This is a genomic window from Kitasatospora sp. CMC57, assembly GCF_045866025.2.
In the GTDB taxonomy this organism is placed as follows: domain Bacteria; phylum Actinomycetota; class Actinomycetes; order Streptomycetales; family Streptomycetaceae; genus Kitasatospora.
This window is the reverse complement of record NZ_AP035881.2, coordinates 1024417-1042765: the sequence shown is the minus strand read 5'-3', so window position 1 is coordinate 1042765 and position 18349 is coordinate 1024417. Positions and strand designations below refer to the sequence as shown.

14 protein-coding genes are annotated in these 18349 nt (G+C 72.5%); 10 read left to right on the top strand and 4 right to left on the bottom strand.

Going from position 1 to position 18349, the window contains the following annotated elements; translation table 11 throughout:
• The first annotated feature begins 87 nt into the window (after positions 1-87).
• The 4 genes from ACKUU6_RS04850 to ACKUU6_RS04835 all read left to right on the top strand — a co-directional run bounded on the left by ACKUU6_RS04850 (position 88) and on the right by ACKUU6_RS04835 (position 3681).
• Positions 88-1305, top strand: a complete 1218-nt coding sequence (locus ACKUU6_RS04850) for a sensor histidine kinase (RefSeq protein ID WP_407987183.1) — start codon at positions 88-90, stop codon at positions 1303-1305.
• Positions 1302-1934 carry a response regulator gene (locus ACKUU6_RS04845; protein WP_407987182.1) on the top strand — a complete coding sequence of 211 codons (633 nt, stop codon included), beginning with the start codon at positions 1302-1304 and terminating at the stop codon, positions 1932-1934. The genes ACKUU6_RS04850 and ACKUU6_RS04845 overlap by 4 nt, the downstream gene beginning before the upstream one ends.
• Positions 1935-1999: 65 nt before the next feature.
• Entirely contained in the window at positions 2000-2671 is a 672-nt protein-coding gene (locus tag ACKUU6_RS04840; RefSeq protein WP_407987181.1) for a TetR/AcrR family transcriptional regulator, read from the top strand.
• Positions 2668-3681, top strand: coding sequence for an NAD(P)H-dependent flavin oxidoreductase (locus tag ACKUU6_RS04835; protein ID WP_407987180.1), 1014 nt, complete (start codon positions 2668-2670; stop codon positions 3679-3681). The genes ACKUU6_RS04840 and ACKUU6_RS04835 overlap by 4 nt, the downstream gene beginning before the upstream one ends.
• Here the strand turns inward: ACKUU6_RS04835 and ACKUU6_RS04830 are convergent.
• Together ACKUU6_RS04830 and ACKUU6_RS04825 are read right to left on the bottom strand one after the other, a co-directional pair.
• On the bottom strand, positions 3660-4031 hold the full coding sequence (locus tag ACKUU6_RS04830) for a MerR family transcriptional regulator (RefSeq protein ID WP_407987179.1): 372 nt from the start codon (positions 4029-4031) through the stop codon (positions 3660-3662). The genes ACKUU6_RS04835 and ACKUU6_RS04830 overlap by 22 nt on opposite strands.
• Before the next feature lie 28 nt (positions 4032-4059).
• Positions 4060-5502 carry an aminopeptidase P family protein gene (locus tag ACKUU6_RS04825; protein ID WP_407987178.1) on the bottom strand — a complete coding sequence of 481 codons (1443 nt, stop codon included), beginning with the start codon at positions 5500-5502 and terminating at the stop codon, positions 4060-4062.
• Positions 5503-5760: 258 nt separating this feature from the next.
• Between ACKUU6_RS04825 and ACKUU6_RS04820 the strand changes: the two genes are divergently transcribed.
• The 6 genes from ACKUU6_RS04820 to ACKUU6_RS04795 all read left to right on the top strand — a co-directional run bounded on the left by ACKUU6_RS04820 (position 5761) and on the right by ACKUU6_RS04795 (position 13672).
• Positions 5761-7494, top strand: coding sequence for an ABC transporter substrate-binding protein (locus ACKUU6_RS04820; protein WP_407987177.1), 1734 nt, complete (start codon positions 5761-5763; stop codon positions 7492-7494).
• A gap of 13 nt (positions 7495-7507) precedes the next feature.
• Positions 7508-8506, top strand: coding sequence for an ABC transporter permease (locus ACKUU6_RS04815; protein WP_407987176.1), 999 nt, complete (start codon positions 7508-7510; stop codon positions 8504-8506).
• Complete coding sequence (locus tag ACKUU6_RS04810; RefSeq protein WP_407987175.1) at positions 8503-9492, top strand: ABC transporter permease; 990 nt, start codon at positions 8503-8505, stop codon at positions 9490-9492. The genes ACKUU6_RS04815 and ACKUU6_RS04810 overlap by 4 nt, the downstream gene beginning before the upstream one ends.
• Before the next feature lie 91 nt (positions 9493-9583).
• Positions 9584-10570, top strand: a complete 987-nt coding sequence (locus ACKUU6_RS04805; protein WP_407987174.1) for an ABC transporter ATP-binding protein — start codon at positions 9584-9586, stop codon at positions 10568-10570.
• Entirely contained in the window at positions 10567-11547 is a 981-nt protein-coding gene (locus tag ACKUU6_RS04800) for an ABC transporter ATP-binding protein (RefSeq protein WP_407987173.1), read from the top strand. The genes ACKUU6_RS04805 and ACKUU6_RS04800 overlap by 4 nt, the downstream gene beginning before the upstream one ends.
• A 319-nt stretch (positions 11548-11866) precedes the next feature.
• Positions 11867-13672 carry a glycoside hydrolase family 36 protein gene (locus ACKUU6_RS04795; RefSeq protein WP_407987172.1) on the top strand — a complete coding sequence of 602 codons (1806 nt, stop codon included), beginning with the start codon at positions 11867-11869 and terminating at the stop codon, positions 13670-13672.
• 147 nt (positions 13673-13819) lie between these two features.
• Here ACKUU6_RS04795 and ACKUU6_RS04790 read toward each other — a convergent pair whose 3' ends face one another.
• Entirely contained in the window at positions 13820-16201 is a 2382-nt protein-coding gene (locus ACKUU6_RS04790) for an immune inhibitor A domain-containing protein (protein WP_407987171.1), read from the bottom strand.
• 64 nt (positions 16202-16265) lie between these two features.
• Complete coding sequence (locus tag ACKUU6_RS04785; RefSeq protein ID WP_407987170.1) at positions 16266-18335, bottom strand: S9 family peptidase; 2070 nt, start codon at positions 18333-18335, stop codon at positions 16266-16268.
• Positions 18336-18349: the final 14 nt, after the last annotated feature.

Here is an 18349-nt window from a genome sequence, read left to right as displayed (position 1 = left end):
CGTGCGGGCGATGCAGCCCGGAATCCATCGAACGGTTGATGCCGTGTCCGACGGCGGCGGCCCGCGCACCCCGTACCCTCGGAAGGCATGACCAGTACCGAACCGCCCGGCCATGCCGGGAACACGCCAGCGCTGCGGCTGATGAACCTTGCCCTGCACGGGCTGTTCCTGGCACTGCTGGCGGTGCTGGTCGGCCGGGGGGTCGCCGACGGCGGTCTCGGGCCCGGTGCGCTGGTGACCGCCATCCTGCTGTCGGCGGTCTACCTGAGCGGCGGCGCCTTCGCGCCGGTGCGCACCAGCCGGCTGTGGGCCGGGCTCTGGCTCGGCGCGGTGCTGCTGCTCTGGATCGGTCTGACGCTCCGGCACCCCGAGTTCTGCTACCTCGCCTTCCCGCTGTACTTCGTCTGCCTGCACCTGATGCCGGTGCGCTGGGCCGTCGCGGCCGTGGGTGGGCTGACCGTGGTGGTGGTGGCCGCGCAGGCGGGCACCGAGGGCGGGCTGACCACGGCGAAGGTTCTCGGCCCGGTGGCGGGCGCGGTGGTCGCGCTGCTCACCGCGTACGGCTACGCCGCGCTGTACCGGGAGGGCCGGGAGCGGCAGCGCCTGATCGACGACCTGGTTCGGGCCAGGGACGAGCTGGCCGCCACCCAGCGCGAGGCGGGCCGGCTGGCGGAGCGTCAGCGGCTGGCCAGGGAGATCCACGACACCCTGGCGCAGGGGCTCTCCAGCATCGTGCTGCTGGCCCGGTCGGCGGAGTCGGCGCTGCCGGCCGACCCGGGCGCCGCCCGGGAGCGGATCGCCGAGGTGGGGCGGACGGCCTCGGCCAACCTGGCGGAGGCCCGCCGGTTCGTCCAGGCGCTCACCCCGCCCGCGCTGGACGGGGTGACGCTGACCGAGGCGTTGCGGCGGCTGGCGGACGGCCAGGGCGTGGCGTTCCACTTGGACGGCGAGCCGTACCCGCTGCCGGTGGAGGCGGAGGTCGCGCTGCTCCGGCTGACCCAGGAGGCGCTGGCGAACGCGGCCAGGCACGCACAGGCCGAGGCGGTGGCGGTGACGCTGACCTATCTGGACGACGAGGTGACACTGGACGTCTTCGACGACGGGGTGGGCTTCGACCCGCACGCGCTGCCCTCCGGCGACGGGCCGAGGTTCGGCCTGCACGGGATGCGGGAGCGGATCGCGGCGCTGGGCGGCCGGCTGACCGTGGAGTCGGCGCCGGGCGAGGGGACGGTGGTGGCGGTCTCGCTGCCGCTGCGGACGATCGAGACGGCCGAGGCCGTGCTGACGGAGGCGGGTGCTCAGTGATCCGGGTGCTGTTGGTGGACGACCACCCGGTGGTGCGGCGCGGGCTGCGGGCGATGGTGGACGACCTGCCGGAGCTGGAGGCGGTGGGCGAGGCGGCCGACGGCGCAGAGGCGCTGCGGGTGCTGGCGGAGCTGGAGCAGCGGCCCGACGTGGTGCTGATGGACCTCCAGATGGGCGCGGGCATGCACGGGGTGGAGGCCACCCGCCGGATCACCGCGCTGCCGGACCCGCCCGCCGTGCTGATCCTGACCACCTACAGCACCGACGCCGACATCCTGGCGGCGGTCGAGGCGGGCGCGACGGGTTACCTGCTCAAGGACGCCCCGCCGGAGGAGGTGGCGGCGGCGGTCCGGGCCGCCGCCCGGGGCGAGACGGTGCTGGCGCCGCCGGTCGCGGCCCGGTTGCTGGGGCGGGTGCGGGCCGGGCGGCCGACGCTGTCGCCGCGTGAGGCGGAGATCCTCCAGCTGCTGGCCCTCGGCCTGGCCAACAAGCAGATCTCCAAGCGGCTGTTCATCAGCGAGGCGACGGTCAAGACCCACCTGGTGCACATCTACGACAAGCTCGGCGTGGACAGCCGTACGGCGGCGATCGCCTCGGGTCTGACGAGTGGTCTGATCCGGCCGGCCTGAACTCCGCAGGAAGTTGTTCGACCAAGGACGGCCCGTGCGGGGGTGCGTTGTGCGATGATCACGAGGTGTCAGGTACCGCGTTCCCGAGGCCCCGGGTGGGGCGGCCGCGTGCCGCCGGGCCGTCGAGCAGCGAACTGTCGGCCCGCGAGCAGCTGCTGGCCGCGGCCGCCGCGCTGTTCACCCGGAACGGGTACGCGGCCACCACCACCCGGGCGGTGGCCGAGCTGGCCGGGCTGCGGCAGGCGTCGATGTACCACTACTTCGCCCGCAAGGAGGACCTGCTCGCCACCCTGCTGGAGGGGACGGTCGAACCCTCGCTGGCCCTCGGCCGGACCCTGCTCGCGGACGCCGGGCTCGATCCGGCCGCCGCACTCTGGCGGCTCGCCAGGTACGACTCCGAGCTGCTGTTCGGCGGGCTGTACAACCTGGGCGCGCTCTACCAGCTGCCGGAGGTTCGGGGTGACCGGTTCGCGGAATTCCGCCGGAGCAGGGCGGAGCTGCGGGAGGTGTACGGGGAGCTGCTGGCCCGGCTCGGGCCGGAGACCGACGTGGAGCTGCGCACCGACCTGCTGCTCGGCCTGGTCGAGGGCGGCGTGGCCGTGGCCCGGGAGGACCCGGCCCGTACGGTCTCCGAGGTGGCCCCCGCGCTCGCCGACGCCGCGCTCCGGCTGGCGGGCTGCGGCGCCGGACGGATCGCCCTGGCCCGCACCACCGACCTGACGGGAGCGTCCCGATGAAGCTGCCCCTGGTGACGGCCGCGCCGATGGCCGGCGGTGGCTCGACCCCCGCGCTGGTCGCGGCGGTGAACGAGGGCGGCGGGCTCGGCTTCCTGCCCGCCGGGTACCTGGCCTCGGCCGCGCTGGCCGAAGCGATCCGCGAGACCAGGGAACTGACGGACCGTCCGTTCGGGGTCAACCTGTTCGTCCCGGACGCACCCGCCGATCCGGCGGCGGTCGCCGCGTATCGGGAGCGGCTGCGCCCGGAGGCCGCCCGGTACGGGGTCGAACTGCCCGAGCGGATCGGCCCGGATCGGGACGACTGGGAGGCCAAGCTGGAGCTGCTGCTCGCCGACCCGGTGCCGGTGGTCTCGTACACCTTCGGGCTGCCCACGGCCGCCGAGGCCGCCGCCCTCCGCGCGGTGGGCAGCCGGCAGGTCGGCACCGTCACCACCCCGGCGGAGGCCAGGGCCGCCACGCGGCTCGGCCTGGACGCGCTCTGCGTGCAGGGTCCGGAGGCGGGCGGCCACCGGGGCACCCACCGGCAGGCGGCGGTGCCGGACGGGCGGCCGCTGCTCGAACTCCTCGCCGCCGTCCGGGCGGTGACCGCGCTGCCGCTGATCGCGGCCGGCGGGCTGACGGACGGTGCCGGGATCTCCGCCGCCCTGCACGCGGGCGCGAGCGCCGTCCAACTCGGCACGGCGTACCTGCGCACCGACGAGTCCGGCGCCGATCCGAACCACCAGGCCGCGCTGGTCACCCACCAGGGCGGCACCACGGTGACCCGGGCCTTCACCGGCCGGCCCGCCCGGGGGCTGCGGAACGCCTTCATCGACCGGTACGAGCCGTACGCCCCGGTCGGCTACCCCGAAGTGCACCACCTGACCCGGCCGCTGCGGGCCGCCGCCGCCCGCCGGGGCGACCTGACGGCGATGCACCTCTGGGCGGGCACCGGCCACCTGCGGGCCAGGCCAGGTCCGGCCGCCGAGCTGACGGCCGGACTGCTCGCTCAGGCCAGCGCCGCGCGGTAGTAGGCGATCTTGTCCCGGATCACTTGCTGCCGCCGCCGGAGGGTGGCGATCTGCTCCTCCACCTGGTCGTCGTGCGCGGCCAGCAGCGCCAGCCGGTCTGCGAAGGTCCCGTCCCCCGAGCGCACGAGCTCGGCGAAGTGTCGCATCTCGGAGATCGGCATCCCGGTGTCCCGCAGGCACCGCAGCACCCCCAGCCAGGCCAGGTCCTCCTGGCTGAACCGCCGGTGGCCGCTGGCTGACCGCCGGACGTCCCCGAGCAGTCCGATCTTCTCGTAGTACCTCAGGGTGTCCAGGCTGAACCCGGACTCCTCGACCGCCTGAGCGGGCGTCAGAAATGGCACCGTGGTCATGCCGTCATCATCGCCCGGGACGGAGCGGTCAGCCCAGCAGGGTGCCCATCCACTCCTCGATGCCCGCGACGGTGCGGGGGAGGGCGCCGGACATCAACCGGGCCCCGTCGGCGGTGATGACGAGGTCGTCCTCGATCCGGACGCCGATGCCGCGCAGTTCGGCGGGCAGGGTCTCGTCGTCGGGCTGGAGGTAGAGGCCGGGCTCGACGGTGAGTACCTGGCCCTCCTCCAGGACGCCGTCGAGGTAGGTCTCGGCCCGGGCCTTGGAGCAGTCGTGCACGTCGAGGCCGAGCATGTGGCCGCTGGAGCAGAGGGTGTAGCGGCGGAACAGGCCGCTGTCCTCGCGGAGGGCCTCCTCGGCGGAGATCTTGAGCACGCCCCAGTCGGCCAGGCCCTCGGCGATCACCCGCATGCCGGCCCGGTGGAAGTCGCGGAAGCTGGCGCCGGGCCGCAGGGTGGCGATGCCCGCGTCCTGGGCGGCCAGCACGAGTTCGTAGACCTGGCGCTGGACCGGGGAGAAGGTGCCGCTGAGCGGGAGGGTGCGGGTGATGTCGGCGGTGTAGAGGGAGTCGACCTCGACACCGGCGTCCAGCAGCAGCAGCTTCGAGGGGTCGAGGGCGCCGTCGTTGCGGATCCAGTGCAGCACGCAGGCGTGCGCGCCGGAGGCGACGATGGTGTCGTAGCCGGTGCCGTTGCCCTCGGCGCGGGCCCGGAGGTTGAAGGTGCCCTCCAGCCAGCGTTCGCCCCGGCCGTGCCGGAAGGCGGTGGGCAGCGCGCGGACCACGTCCTCGAAGCCGGTGGTGGTGGCGTCCACGGAGAGCTGGAGCTGCTCGACCTCCCAGGCGTCCTTCACCAGCCGCAGCTCGGAGAGGGTGGTGGCGAGCGCCGCGTCGGCCGCGGTCGGCAGCAGCGCGTCGAGCACCGGGTCGGTGCCGCCGAGCAGCCGGGTGACGGGCTGAGCACCCGTCAGCAGCTTCTCCAGGTCGTCCAGGTGGGCGGTGCGGAGGCCGGTGAGCTGCTCGGCCTCGGCCAGGTCGGGGCGGCGGCCGACCCAGAACTCGCCGTACCGGCGGTCCCGGTAGAACTCGGAGCCGTACGGGCTGCCGCCGCCGCGCGGTGAGCGCGGGCGCAGGTAGAGCACCGGCTCCCCGTTCGGCTCGACCACCAGCACGTGGCCGACCTGCTCCTCGCCGGTCAGTCCGGTGAGCCAGGCGTACGCGCTGTGCGGGCGGAACCGGTGGTCGCAGTCGTTGCTGCGCACCTTCAGCTGCCCCGCCGGAACGATCAGCCGCTCGCCGGGGAAGGCCGCGGCGAGCCGGGCCCGGCGGGCGGGCATCGCGGCGTAGCCGGGCACCCGGTCCGCGGCCGGCAGCCGGGTGGGGGCCCAGCCGGTGCCCATGAAGGCGTCCAGGGCGGCGGAGACCGGCAGGTCGTGGCTGCCGGTGTTGAGCGGACGGGGAGCTGTGGTCACGGCTGCGACTCCTTGGGCGGGGCGGTCTGTCCGGTTTCAGTGGTGTTGATGTCGTTGCGCGGGGCGGGAGTTGGGGCTGTTGCCGGACACAGCTCGGTAACGGGCCGCACGATCCCTTGCCAGTGCAATTTCACATTACTATGTTACGGGTCACACCTTTGAAGCGGCTAGACCCAGCGGTCGCCCTCTCGGTGGCCCCGGATCAGCCCCGGGGCGAACCAAGGCCGCAACTGTGGCCTCCCACTGCGGAGTTGCACTATGACCAGGCGTACTCACACCGCCCTCGCGGCGGCGATCGCGGCAGCACTCACCCTCGGACTCGGGGCCTGTTCGAGCACCGGCGGGAGCAAGGACGACAACCAGGGCGGTGTCACCACCGAGGGCAACGGCATCATCGGCGGGACGCCCGTCAAGGGCGGCACCCTGAACCTGTTGTCGAACGTCGACTTCGACCAGCTGGACCCGACCCGCAACTGGACCATGCCGGTGATGGACTTCGGCGTCCGCACCCTCTACCGCACCCTGACCACCTTCAAGGCGGCCCCGGGCGCCGAGGGCCTGAAGATCGAGCCCGACCTGGCCACCGACCTCGGCCAGTCGAGCGACGGCGGGAAGACCTGGACCTTCAAGCTGAAGGACGGTCTGAAGTACGAGGACGGCACGCCGATCGTCGCCGACGACATCAAGTACAACGTCGAGCGCTCCTACTCGCCCGAGCTGCCCGGCGGCCCGGACTACGCCCGGAGCTACCTGGTCGCCCCGGCCGACTACAAGGGCCCGCTGGCCGGCCAGCGCCTGGGCAAGGAGTCGATCGAGGTCCCGGACGAGAAGACCATCGTCTTCCACCTCCAGCGCCCGGTCGCGGAGTTCGGCTACACCGTCACGCTGCCGACCTTCGCCCCCGTCCCGAAGGCGAAGGAGGCCGGTGCCAACTACAGCAACCACCCGGTCTCCTCCGGCCCGTACAAGATCGAGTCGTACGACCGCGGCAAGCGCATGGTGCTGGTCCGCAACACGTACTGGGACCAGAAGACCGACCCGGTCCGCAAGGCCTACCCGGACAAGATCGTGGTGGACCAGACCCTCAAGGGCACCGGGGTGGCCGAGCGGCTGATCGCCGATCAGGGCGACGACCAGAGCGCCATTTCGTACGTCGACCTGGTGCCCTCCAAGATCAGCGAGGTGCTCACCAACCCGGAGGTCAAGAAGCGGCTGATCTCGGAGAACGCGGGCTGCACCACCAAGCTCGACATGAACAACACCAAGGCGCCGTTCGACAACGCCAAGGTCCGCCTCGCGATGCAGTACGCGGTGGACAAGGAGGCCTTCGCGGCCGCGCTCGGCGGCCCGGCCTTCACCGATGTGGCCACCACCTACCTGCCGCCGGTGCTCACCCAGGGCGCGCCCATCGACCACTTCCTGATCAAGCCCGGCGGCGACACCGCGAAGGCCAAGGCGCTGCTGGCGGAGGCCGGCTTCGCGAACGGCTTCGCCACCGAGCTGGTCACCTCCACCGGTGGCAAGCAGCAGGCGGAGTCGATCCAGGCCGCGCTGAAGAAGGTCGGCGTCGAGATCACCATCACCACCGTCGACCCGACCGCGGTCAACTCGATCACCGGTGACAAGGCCAAGCAGCCCGGCCTGTCGATCGGTGGCTGGTGCCCCGACTACCCGTCGGCCGCCACCTTCCTGCCGATGATCTTCGACGGCCGCACCATCAAGGACAAGGGGAACCAGGGCAACATCACCCGGTTCAACGACCCGGAGACCATCGCAGAACTCGACCGGATCGCCGCGATGAGCGACGTCCAGCAGGCCAACAAGGCGTGGCTGGAGCTGGACGGCAAGATCATGGACAAGTCCCCGGCCGTGCCGTTGGTCTGGGCCAAGAAGCCGCTGTTGGTCGGCTCCAACATCGCCGGCGCCTTCGCCCACCCGGTGTGGGCCGGTCAGATCGACTACGCCGTCATCGGCCTGAAGACCGCGAAGTAGTCGGGAGTACCGCATGACCGCCCAGCTCTCCCCGGCCGAGGCCGGGGGAGCGGGGGCGGCGGTCAGCCCCGCCGCCCCCGCCGCACCCGCCTCCACCGCCGACCGCGCTCAAGTACCCGCCTCCCCCTGGCGGCTGGCCTGGCACCGGCTGCGCCGCCAGAGGGCGGCGCTGACCGGCCTCGGCATCATCGCCTTCTTCGTCCTGGCCGCCGTACTGGCCCCGGTGCTCACCGCGATCAGCGGGACGGGCCCGGCGGACACCGACAAGCGAGCCGTCAACTCCTACCTCGGCGGCCTGCCCAAGGGCAGCTTCGGCGGGATGAGCCCCGAGCACTGGCTCGGCGTCGAGCCGATGCTCGGCCGGGACATCTTCGCCCGGCTGCTGTACGGCGCCCAGATCAGCCTGCTGGTCGCCTTCTCCGCCGCGATCATGATCACCCTGATCGGGGTGACCCTGGGCATCCTGGCCGGTTACTTCGGCGGCCGGATCGACACCGCGATCTCCCGGTTCATGGACGTCATGATGTCCTTCCCCAGCCTGATCTTCATGATCGCGCTGCTCTCGGTGGCCCGGGACGTCAACCGGGTGCTGCTGCTGATCGTCGTGATGGGCGTCTTCAGCTGGCCGTACGTCGCCCGGGTGATCCGGGCCCAGACGCTCTCGCTCAAGCACCGCGAGTACGTCGAGGCGGCCCGCGCCAGCGGCACCAGGAGCAGCCGCATCCTGCTCACCGAGATCCTGCCCAACCTGTCCGGCACGATCATCGTCTACGTCACGCTGGCGATCCCGGGCCTGATCGGCACCGAGGCCGCGCTGACCTTCTTGGGCGTCGGTGTCCGCCCCCCGACGCCGTCCTGGGGGCAGATGATCGCCGATTCGGTGCTCTACTACAAGGTCGATCCGATGTTCTTCATCCTGCCGAGCGCCTGCCTGTTCCTGGTGGTGCTGGGATTCACCCTGCTCGGTGACGCGCTGCGCGACGCCCTCGACCCGAAGGGCGGCAGGTCGTGATCGGGTTCCTGATCCGCCGTCTGCTCGGCATCGCGGCCACCCTGGTGGTGGTCTGCGCGCTGACCTTCGCGGTGTTCTACCTCTTCCCCGCCGACCCGGCGGCCCAGTTCTGCGGCAAGGACTGCTCCACCGACCGGATCGAGATGGTCCGTCAGCAGCTCGGCCTGGACGACTCGCTGCCGGTCCAGTTCGGCCGCTACCTGGTCGGCATCTTCGCCGGCCAGACGCTCGGCAGCGGCCAGTACGCGGTCGAGTGCGGCTTCCCGTGCTTCGGCTACTCGTTCCAGAGCGCCCAGCCGGTCTGGGACCTGATGATGGACCGGTTCCCGGTCAGTGCCTCGCTCGCGCTCGGTGCGGCGGTCTGCTGGCTCGCGCTCGGCCTCTCCGCCGGAGTGGTCTCCGCGTTGAAGCGGAACACCTGGGTGGACCGCACCGTGATGATCGGCACCATCGGCATCGCCGCGCTGCCGGTCTACTTCACCGCGATGATCCTGCTCTACCTGGTGGTCACGGTGCTCGGCCTGATGCCGCTGCCCCGGTACATCGCCTTCGGTGAGGACCCGGTCGGCTGGCTGCGCAACCTGATCCTGCCGTGGATCACGCTCTCCCTGCTGTTCGCCGCGCTGTACGCCCGGATGACCCGCAACTCGGTGATCGAGACCATGGAGGAACCGTTCGTCCGGACCGCCAGGGCCAAGGGCCTGCGCGAACGCCGGGTGGTCGCCAAACACGGCCTGCGGCCCGCGCTGACGCCGGTCGCCACCATGCTCGGGATGGACCTCGGCGGGCTGCTCGCGGGCGCGCTGATCACCGAGTCGCTGTTCAGCCTGCCGGGCGTCGGCAAGCTGTTCGCCGACTCGCTGAACAAGTCCGACCAGCCGGTGATCATGGGCATCACACTGCTGGCCTCCTTCTTCATCGTGACCTCCAACCTGGTGGTGGACCTGGTCTACGCCTGGATCGACCCGAGGGCGAGGCTGTCGTGAGGCGGCGGATTTCGGCCTGTCGGCCGGGGGCTGGGCAGGGGGCGGGCGTGGATCGTGCGTACCGCCGGATCGACCCGAGGGCGAGGCTTTCATGAGTACGTTGCTTGAAGTCACCGACCTTCAGGTCGAGTTCAACACCGCCGAAGGCGTCGTCCAGGCCGTCAAGGGCGTCGGCTTCAGTGTCGAGCGCGGGCGGACGCTGGGGATCGTCGGTGAATCGGGATCCGGTAAGTCGGTCACCTCGCTGGCCGTGATGGGTCTGCACCGGGGTGCCAAGGTGACCGGGTCGGTCAGGTTCGACGGCACCGAACTGCTCGGTGCGCCGGACGAGACCGTCCGGAAGCTGCGCGGGCGCCGGATGGCGATGGTCTTCCAGGACGCGCTGACCGCGCTGCACCCGTACTTCACCATCGGCGACCAGATCGCCGAGGCGTACCGGGAGCACCACGGCGGCACCAGGAAGGCCGCGCTGGCCCGGGCGGTCGAGGTGCTGGGCGACGTCGGCATCCCCGAACCGGCCCGGCGGGCGGGCGAGCACCCGCACCAGTTCTCCGGTGGCATGCGCCAGCGGGCGATGATCGCGCTCGCGCTCTCCTGCGAGCCGGACCTGATCATCGCGGACGAACCCACCACCGCCCTGGACGTCACCGTGCAGGCCCAGGTGCTGGAGCTGCTGATGAAGCTCCAGCAGGACCGCGGCCTCGGCATCGTGATGATCACCCACGACCTCGGCGTGATCGCCCGGGTGGCCGACGAGGTGCTGGTGATGTACGGCGGCGCCGCTGCCGAACAGGCGTCTGCCGAGGCCCTGTTCACCACCCCCAGGCACCCGTACACCCGCGGACTGCTGGACTCGCTGCCCCGGGTGGACGCCGTCGAGGGGGAGAGCCTGCGCTCGATCCCCGGCAGCCCGCCCTCGCTGCTCGCCCCGCCGGCCGGCTGCGCCTTCCACCCGCGCTGCCCGGTCTACGCCGCGAAGCCCAGTGAACTCTGCACCGGGGAGCGCCCGTTGCTCCGCCTGGTGACGGAGGGGCACCGCAACGCCTGTGCGCTCGACCTCGACGGAGTGACCTCATGACCACCGAACCGCTGCTCACCGTCGAGGGCCTGGGCATGACCTTCCCCGGTCCGCGCGCCGGGCTCGGCCGCCGCGCCGGGGTCAGGGCGGTGGACGACGTCAGCTTCGAGGTCAACCCGGGGGAGACCCTCGGGCTGGTCGGCGAGTCCGGCTGCGGCAAGTCCACCACCGGGCGGATGCTGGTCCGGTTGCTCGACCCGACGGCCGGTCAGGTGGCCTTCCGGGGCCAGGACATCACCCGCACCGGGCAGCGCGAACTGCGGCCGCTGCGCAGCAGGTTCCAGATGATCTTCCAGGACCCGTTCGCCTCGCTCAACCCCCGGCAGACCGTCCAGCAGATCATCGCCGCCCCGCTGCGCGCCCAGGACACCCCGGCCGCCGAGATCAGCCGCGAGGTCCGCGACCTGGTCCGGCTGGTCGGCCTCGCCCCGGAGCACCTGGAGCGCTACCCGCACCAGTTCTCCGGCGGCCAGGCCCAGCGGATCGGCATCGCCCGCGCGCTGGCCACCCGCCCCGACCTGGTGGTCGCGGACGAACCGGTCTCCGCCCTCGACGTCTCCATCCAGGCCCAGATCGTCGGGCTGATGGAGCGGCTGCAACGCGAACTCGGCGTGGCGTACGTCTTCATCGCCCACGACCTGGCCGTGGTGAAGCACATCAGCCACCGGGTCGCGGTGATGTACCTGGGCCGGATCGTCGAGATCGGCGACAAGCAGGCCGTGTACGCCAACCCGGCGCACCCGTACACCAAGGCGCTGCTCTCGGCCGTCCCGCTGCCCGACCCGGCCGCCGAACGCGCCCGGGAGCGGATCGTGCTGCTCGGCGACCCGCCGAGCCCGGCCAACCCGCCGAGCGGCTGCACCTTCCACCCCCGGTGCCCGAAGGCCCAGCAGATCTGCCGCACCGAGCGGCCGCTGCTCCGGATCACCCCCGCGGGCGGCAGTCGGCAGGCCGCCTGCCACTTCCCCGAGGCCTGACGGGCCACCCGAAACCCCTGGTCGGGCGCGGCGGGGAACCGTAACGGCGGGCCGCGTCCGACCAGGCTCCACAACTCCCGTGCGGGGTGACCGTCCTACCGCTTCCGCGGTTGTCCCGCACGGGTTGGGGGCCGTCTGACGATTCCCGTCTGGGCCGGCCCTCACCCAGCCTTCGGCCGGGGGGACCCCCTCGGCGCACGGCATCGGGCAGGAGGGGCCCTGAACGACCCGGCCTGATCCGACGGGAATCGTCGGACAGCCCCCACCACCCGGCCGCTTCCCCGCGGCCGGGCTCTTTCACGTGAAAGGCCACACCCTCGTGACCACGCAGACACCCCCGCCGCTCAGCTGGGACGGCAGCGCCCGCCCCTCCGGCCGGACCGAGACCGACTGCCCGGTGGAGACCGGCCTCGACCTGCCGGGACTGCGGATCAGAGCCACCGCCGTCGGCGCCGCCGAGCTCGCGGTGCGGGTCACCCCGCAGGACGCCCCCGGGGTGCTGATGATCGAGGTCGTCCCGGCGCGGCCGGCCGACGGTGAGCCGGTCCGGGCCCGGGTGGAGTGGCGGCTGCCGTGCACCGGCGCCACCGGCTACTGGACGCCCGGCACCGGCACCTGCTGGATCCCGCCGTCCTGGGCACAGCCCCGGGTCGCCGCGCTGCCCAAGGGCGCGCCGGTCGGCAGCCTGGTGGGCACCGGCGACGCCGCGATCTGCACCTTCGCGGTCGGCGAGACGGTGCTGCCGGTCACGATCGGCGAGGGCGCGGTCGAGGAGAGCGGCGAGTTCAGCTGGTGGGTCGAGCACGAGGGCGGCCCGCTGCGGCTGCTGCTGGACCTGAGCGGGCGTCACTTCGCGGACACCGTCCGGGGCGCGGCCTCCTGGTGGGGCACCGCATCGCCGGTCCCGGTGGTGCCGGACGCCGCCTTCGAGCCGGTGTTCTGCACCTGGTACGCCCTGCACCTGGCCATGACCTCGGCCGACGTGGAGCGGCTCGCCGCGCTGGCCGCCCCGCTCGGCTTCGGCTCGCTGATCGTCGACGACGGCTGGCAGACCGACGAGCGGGACCGCTCCTACGCCACCACCGGCGACTGGCAACCGGCCCCCGTCGGCTTCCCCGACTTCGCCGGCCATGTCGCCCGGGTCCGCGCGCTGGGCCTCAACTACCTGCTCTGGCACGCCCTCCCGTTCGCGGGTGACCGCAGCGCGGCGATCGGCACCCTCGCCGACCACGCGCTCGCCCACCTGCCGGCCCTGGAGACGTACGTCCTCGACCCGCGCAGCCCGGTGGTCCGGGCGCACCAGGTCGAGCGGCTCGCGGCGGCGGTGGAGCGGTTCGGGGTGGACGGCCTGAAGATCGACTTCATCGACACCTTCCTGCGCGAGCCGACCACCGCCTCCCCCGACCCGGACTGCACCGAGGTGGCCGAGGGCGTCCGTCGGCTGCTGGCCGAGCTCGACGCCCGGCTGCGGGCGGTCCGGCCCGAGGTGCTGGTCGAGCACCGGCAGCAGTACACGGGCCCCGGTCTGTGGCCTTACGCGACGATGGTCCGGGCCACCGACTGCCCGCACAACGCCACCGAGAACCGCGTCCGCACCGCCGACCTGCGGCTCACCGCAGGGCCGCTGGCCGTGCACGCCGACCCGCTCACCTGGCACCCCGACGAGACGCCCGAGCAGATCGCGGTGCTGCTGCTCGCGGTGCTGTTCGCCACCCCGCAGGTCTCCGTCGACCTGGCCGCGCAGGGTCCCGCCCAGCTGGCCGCGTTGCGGTTCTGGCTCTCCGTCACGGCCGAGCACCGGGACCTGCTACAGCGCTCCTGGTTCCGCCCGCACCGGCCCGAGCTCGGCTACCCGCTGATCGAGTCCCGCCGGGACCGGGCCCGCGCGTTCGGCCGCTACGCGCCGCTGCCGGTGGCGGTGCCGGGCGAGTGGGACCTGCTGCTGCTCGGCAACGCCGACCCGGACACCCTGGTCCGGCTGGTCTTCGACCGGGCGCCGGGCACGGTGGCGGTCCTGGTCCAGGACGCCATGGGAGGCACGGTCGCCGAGGTGACCGTGACGGTCGACAGCCTGGAACTCGGGCTGCACGTCCCGCTCGGCGGACTCCTGACGCTCCGCCGCTGACTCTCGCGCCGCCCACCGGGCGGGGGCCGTCGGTCCCCGCCCGGTGGGCATTCTCCTGCCCGGAGCGCCCCCGTGCCACTCCCCGCACACGCCGGAGCCCCGGCCCGCAGGGGTGCGCGGGCCGGGGCTCGGGGTGGTGACGGTGGATCAGGAGGCGGGGCCGACCTTGATGGTGGTCAGCTTGCCGCCCTGGGTCTCCCGAACGACCTCGATCTTGGTGTTGGTGTTCGGGACGGCCACGCCCAGCTGCGGGATGGCCGGGTCCGAGTAGACCCCGGTGCGGTCGTTGAAGACCGGGATGCCGGGCTTCGCCGGGTACTTGGTCGCCACACCCGCGCTGTGCAGGGTGAAGGCGGAGGTGGGGCTGAGCGAGAAGGTCGCGTCGTAGCTCTGCGCCCGGCCGTTGACCAGGACGCCGCCCTTGAACTTCATCGCCTGCGGACGGGAGTCGATCGGCAGGATCAGACCGCCGCCCAGGTGGTCCTTGGTGTTGTTGTCGAGGAAACTGGTGTCCCAGAGCCAGATCAACACACCTTCCTGGTAAGGGTAGTTGTCGATCACGCCGGCCTTGCCCTCGACGCCGCTCCAACCGAAGTTGTACGGACCGGTCTTCAGGTAGGCGCCGTAGCCGACGTAGCGGCGGTTCTCCACCAGGTACGCCCGCGGGTGCTCCTTGACCGAGTCCTTGCCCTTGAGCGGGGAGAAGCCGTTCAGCACCCAGCCCTGGTTGCCGTTCTCCGCACCGTCCTGGAGCAGGACGGCACCGTCGGCGGTGATCTTCACCGCGTCGACCAGCACGCCCTTACCGTGGGTGTTGTTGTCCGAGGTGACGTGGAAGCGCAGCTGCACGGTCCGGCCGAGGTAGGCGTCCAGCGGGATGTTCAGTTGCCGCCAGGCATTCGAAGTGCCGCTCAGGCCAGGGGTGTTGGCGGTGGTGTTGCCGATCGGCGCACCGTCCACCGTGCCGCCCAGGGCCTTCCAGGTCTTGCCGTTGTCGGCGCTGGCCTCGACCGAGAGGAAGTCGTAGTCCTGCTCGATGTCGTACCAGGTGGCCGCCGAAACCGCCGCCGAGGAGGTGCGACCGGTCAGGTCCACCGTCCGGGTCAGCGAGTTGTCGATGGAGTCACCGGTGCCGCTGTACCACTGCGAGGCGCCCTCGAACGGGTCGGCCAGCGTGGTGGTCTTCGTGGTCGGCGGCAGGTGCACCAGCACGGCCTGGGCCTGGTCGGTGTTGTAGCCGCTGACGCCGAGTGCGTGGCTGGACCGGGTCGCGGCCTGGGCCTCGTCGTAGTTGAGCCAGCCGAACTGGAGCTTGCTCCAGGCGTCCAGGTCGCCCGGGTACTCGCCGGTGGTGTTCTTGCCCCGGCCCAGGTACGAGGCGGAGGACATCAGCGACCAGAAGCTGACGCTGTTGTCGCCGCCGGTGGTCGGGTAGAGGTCCGGCAGTCCGAGGTTGTGGCCGAACTCGTGGGAGAACAGGCCGACGCCGCTGTTCTCGCCGCCCTGCACGTAGTCGTAGGCGTAGATGCCGGTGTCGCCGACCGGCGCACCGCCGATCTTGTTGCCCTGCGGACCGACCTGGCCCGTCGGGTCCGGGAGGGCCCAACTCCGGTGCGCCCACAGGGCGTCCGCGCCCTGGGCGCCGCCGCCCCAGGTCTCGTCCACGCCCGCGTGCACCACGACCAGGTTGTCGATGTAGCCGTCCGGCTCGTCGAAGTTCCCGTCCTTGTCGTAGTCGTAGCGGTCGTGCACGTCGTACTGCCGGATCTCGGCCTTCACGTCCTCGGCGCTCCGGCCCTTGGCCAGCTCACCGTCGTACCAGGCCTTGGTGGCGTCCCGGATGAACTCCTGCGCCTGGGTCCAGGCGCCGTTGCCCTGCGGGCCCTTGTTGCTGCCGTAGCGCGCCTCGTTGTACGGCAGGGTCACCCAGTCGGTGACGGTGCCGTCGAGGTCGTACCGGCCGGAGGACTGGGTGCGGTAGAAGTTCCGCATCGAGTTGGCGCCGGCCCGGTCGTCGAAGAACATCTGCTGGTAGTAGTCGCGGCTGAAGTCGCTCTTCCAGAAGGTGTGCGTGTCGCTGCCGTCGGGCTGGGGTATCGCGTTGTGCTGCGGCCCGGGGGTGCCCGCGTAGCGCGGAACGCCGTTGTACAGCGTCGAGTTGTCGACCTGGTCGCCGAACTGCGCCAGGATCACGAAGACCTTGTCCTTGCGCTCCTGGGCGAGCTGGACGTAGTCGTTGCCGATCTTGACCTTCTTGGGGGCGGTGCCCGCCGAAGTCTTCGCCAGCGAACCCTGGTTGAGTTGTTCCAGCGCCTTGGTGCGGAGCGCCTGCCGGGTCTTCTCCTGCGGCGCGAGCGGTCCCTCGGGAGCCTCCCTGCCCTCCGGGCCCACCTGGGCCTCGGCCGGCGCGTCCTGGGACTGCGGGGCGGGGGTCGGCGTGGGGGCGGCGTAGGCGTGGCCACCCAGGAGGGTGGCGGCTATCGCACTGGTGGTCAGCGCAGCCGTGACGGCTGCGGACAGTCTGCGCAACTGACCGGTCCTTTCCGGACGGGGGTGGTCGGGTGAGCGAGGGTAATATTTCACATGTCATCCATCACATGGAAGTCCTGAGGAAGGCCAGTTCGGCCTCGGCGACCAGTTCGTTGACGCCGTTCGGAGTCATGTGGCTGACGCCGGGCAGCGGCAGCACCGAGTGCGGGCGGCGGGCCCGGGTGAGTGCCTGCGAGAGCAGCAGGGTGTGCGAGGGGTGGACGTTGTCGTCGGCCAGGCCGTGGATGAGCAGCAGCGGCCGGGTCAGGGACGGCGCGTCGGGGATCAGGCAGTCCGCCGCGTACCCCTCCGGGTTGTCCTGCGGCAGGCCGAGGTAGCGCTCGGTGTAGGCGGTGTCGTACAGCCGGAAGTCGGTGGGCGGGGCGCCCGCGCAGGCGGCGTGGAAGACGTCGGGGCGGCGGAGCACCGCGAGCGCGGCGAAGTAGCCGCCGTAGGACCAGCCCCGGACGCCGACCCGGGTCAGGTCGAGGTCGGGGTGGGTGTCGGCCAGCGCGTGCAGGGCGGCGATCTGGTCGTCCAGGGCGACGGCGGAGAACCGGCGGAAGATCTCCCGGGTGAAGGAGGGCGAGACGAACGGGGTGCCCCGGTTGTCGGTGGTGACCACGGCGAAGCCCTGGTCGGCCCACCACTGACGGGTCTGCCAGCGGCGCGGCTCGTTGGCGACGGCCTGGTGGCCGGGGCCGCCGTACACGTCGAGCAGCACCGGCAGCCGACGGCCTGGGACATGGGCGCGCGGGTAGACCACGGCGGTCGGCAGGCCGAGTTCGGTGACCCGGGCGAGCTGCGGGACGATCCGGTGGGGGAGCGGGGCGGCGCGGTCCGGCAGGGCGAACTCGGTTCCCTGGTAGTGGAGTCGGCGCCGGACGCCGTCTGGAGTGGCCGAGGTCAGCAGCAGGGTGTCCCCGGCTGCGACGGCGGAGTGCACGCCGGGGCCCTCGCTGAGCCGGGTGAGCGCACCGCCGTCCGGGTCGAGCAGGAAGACGTGCTGGTCGAACGGGTCGTCCTGGCCGGCCTCGATCAGCAGCTGGCCGCGCAGCCGGCCGACCACCCGGCGGACCTGGGTCCGCTCGTCGGTGAGGATCCTGCCGTCCAGGGCGACACCCCGGGCGTCGCCGCCCGGGGTGTCGGCGGCGGTGAGCAGCCGGCCGTCGTCCAGCCTGGCCGGGGTGCCGGGCAGGTCGTCCACCCAGAACTCGTCCACGGTGCGCGAGAGTTCACGGGTCCGGCCGGTGGCCGGGTCGGCGCTGAGCAGCAGCACGGTCTGCTGCAGCCGGTCGGCGACGGTGAGCAGCAGCTCCCCGTCGCCCTCCCAGCCGGCCGCGCAGACGTACGGGAACGCGGCGGTGTCCCAGTCCAGCCGGACGCGGCGGCCGTCCAGGCCGAGCACCCAGAGCTGGAGGTCCACGTTGGGGCCGCCGGCCTGCGGGTACGCGAAGCTCTCGGGGGCCAGCTCGGGACGGGCCGGGTCGGCGAAGTGGCGCAGCGGCAGGGCGGATTCGTCGATCCGCGCCGCCAGCACCGCATGGCCGTCGGGGGACCACCAGTGGCCCCGGGTGCGGCCGAGCTCCTCGGCGGCGGCGAACTCGGCCACCCCCCAGACCGCGCCGTCGGCGGGGCTGAGCGGCTCGGCCCGGTCGGTCAGGTGCAGCGCACCGCCGGTGACGTACGCGACCACGCTGCCGTCGGCGTTCGGGCGGGGGTCGAACGCGGGTCCGGCGACCCGGAGTTCGGTGCTGGAGCCGATCGCCACGGCGGTCCGGAACAGCCGGCCGTCGAGCGCGAAGACGGCGACCGCGAGGTCGGCGGTGGCGGCGAAGGAACCGATGCCCGGGGCCCAGAGCCGGATCCGCTCGCGCAGGCGGCGCTCCAGTGCGGGCAGGTCGGCGGGGTCGCCGGTGCGGTGCGGTGCCAGGACGGCGGGGTCGGCGACCAGGTGCTCCTGCCGGGTGGCCAGGTCGAGCAGCCAGAGCCGCTCGACCGGGTCCTCGGGACCGGTGGAGCGCAGGAGGAGCAGCCGGGAACCGTCGGCGGCGAGCGTCACGGCGCGCGGTGCACCGTAGCTGAAGCGGCCGGTCCGGGCGCTCAGGGCGAGGAAGGGGTCGGTGTGGGTCACGGGCCGATGGTTGC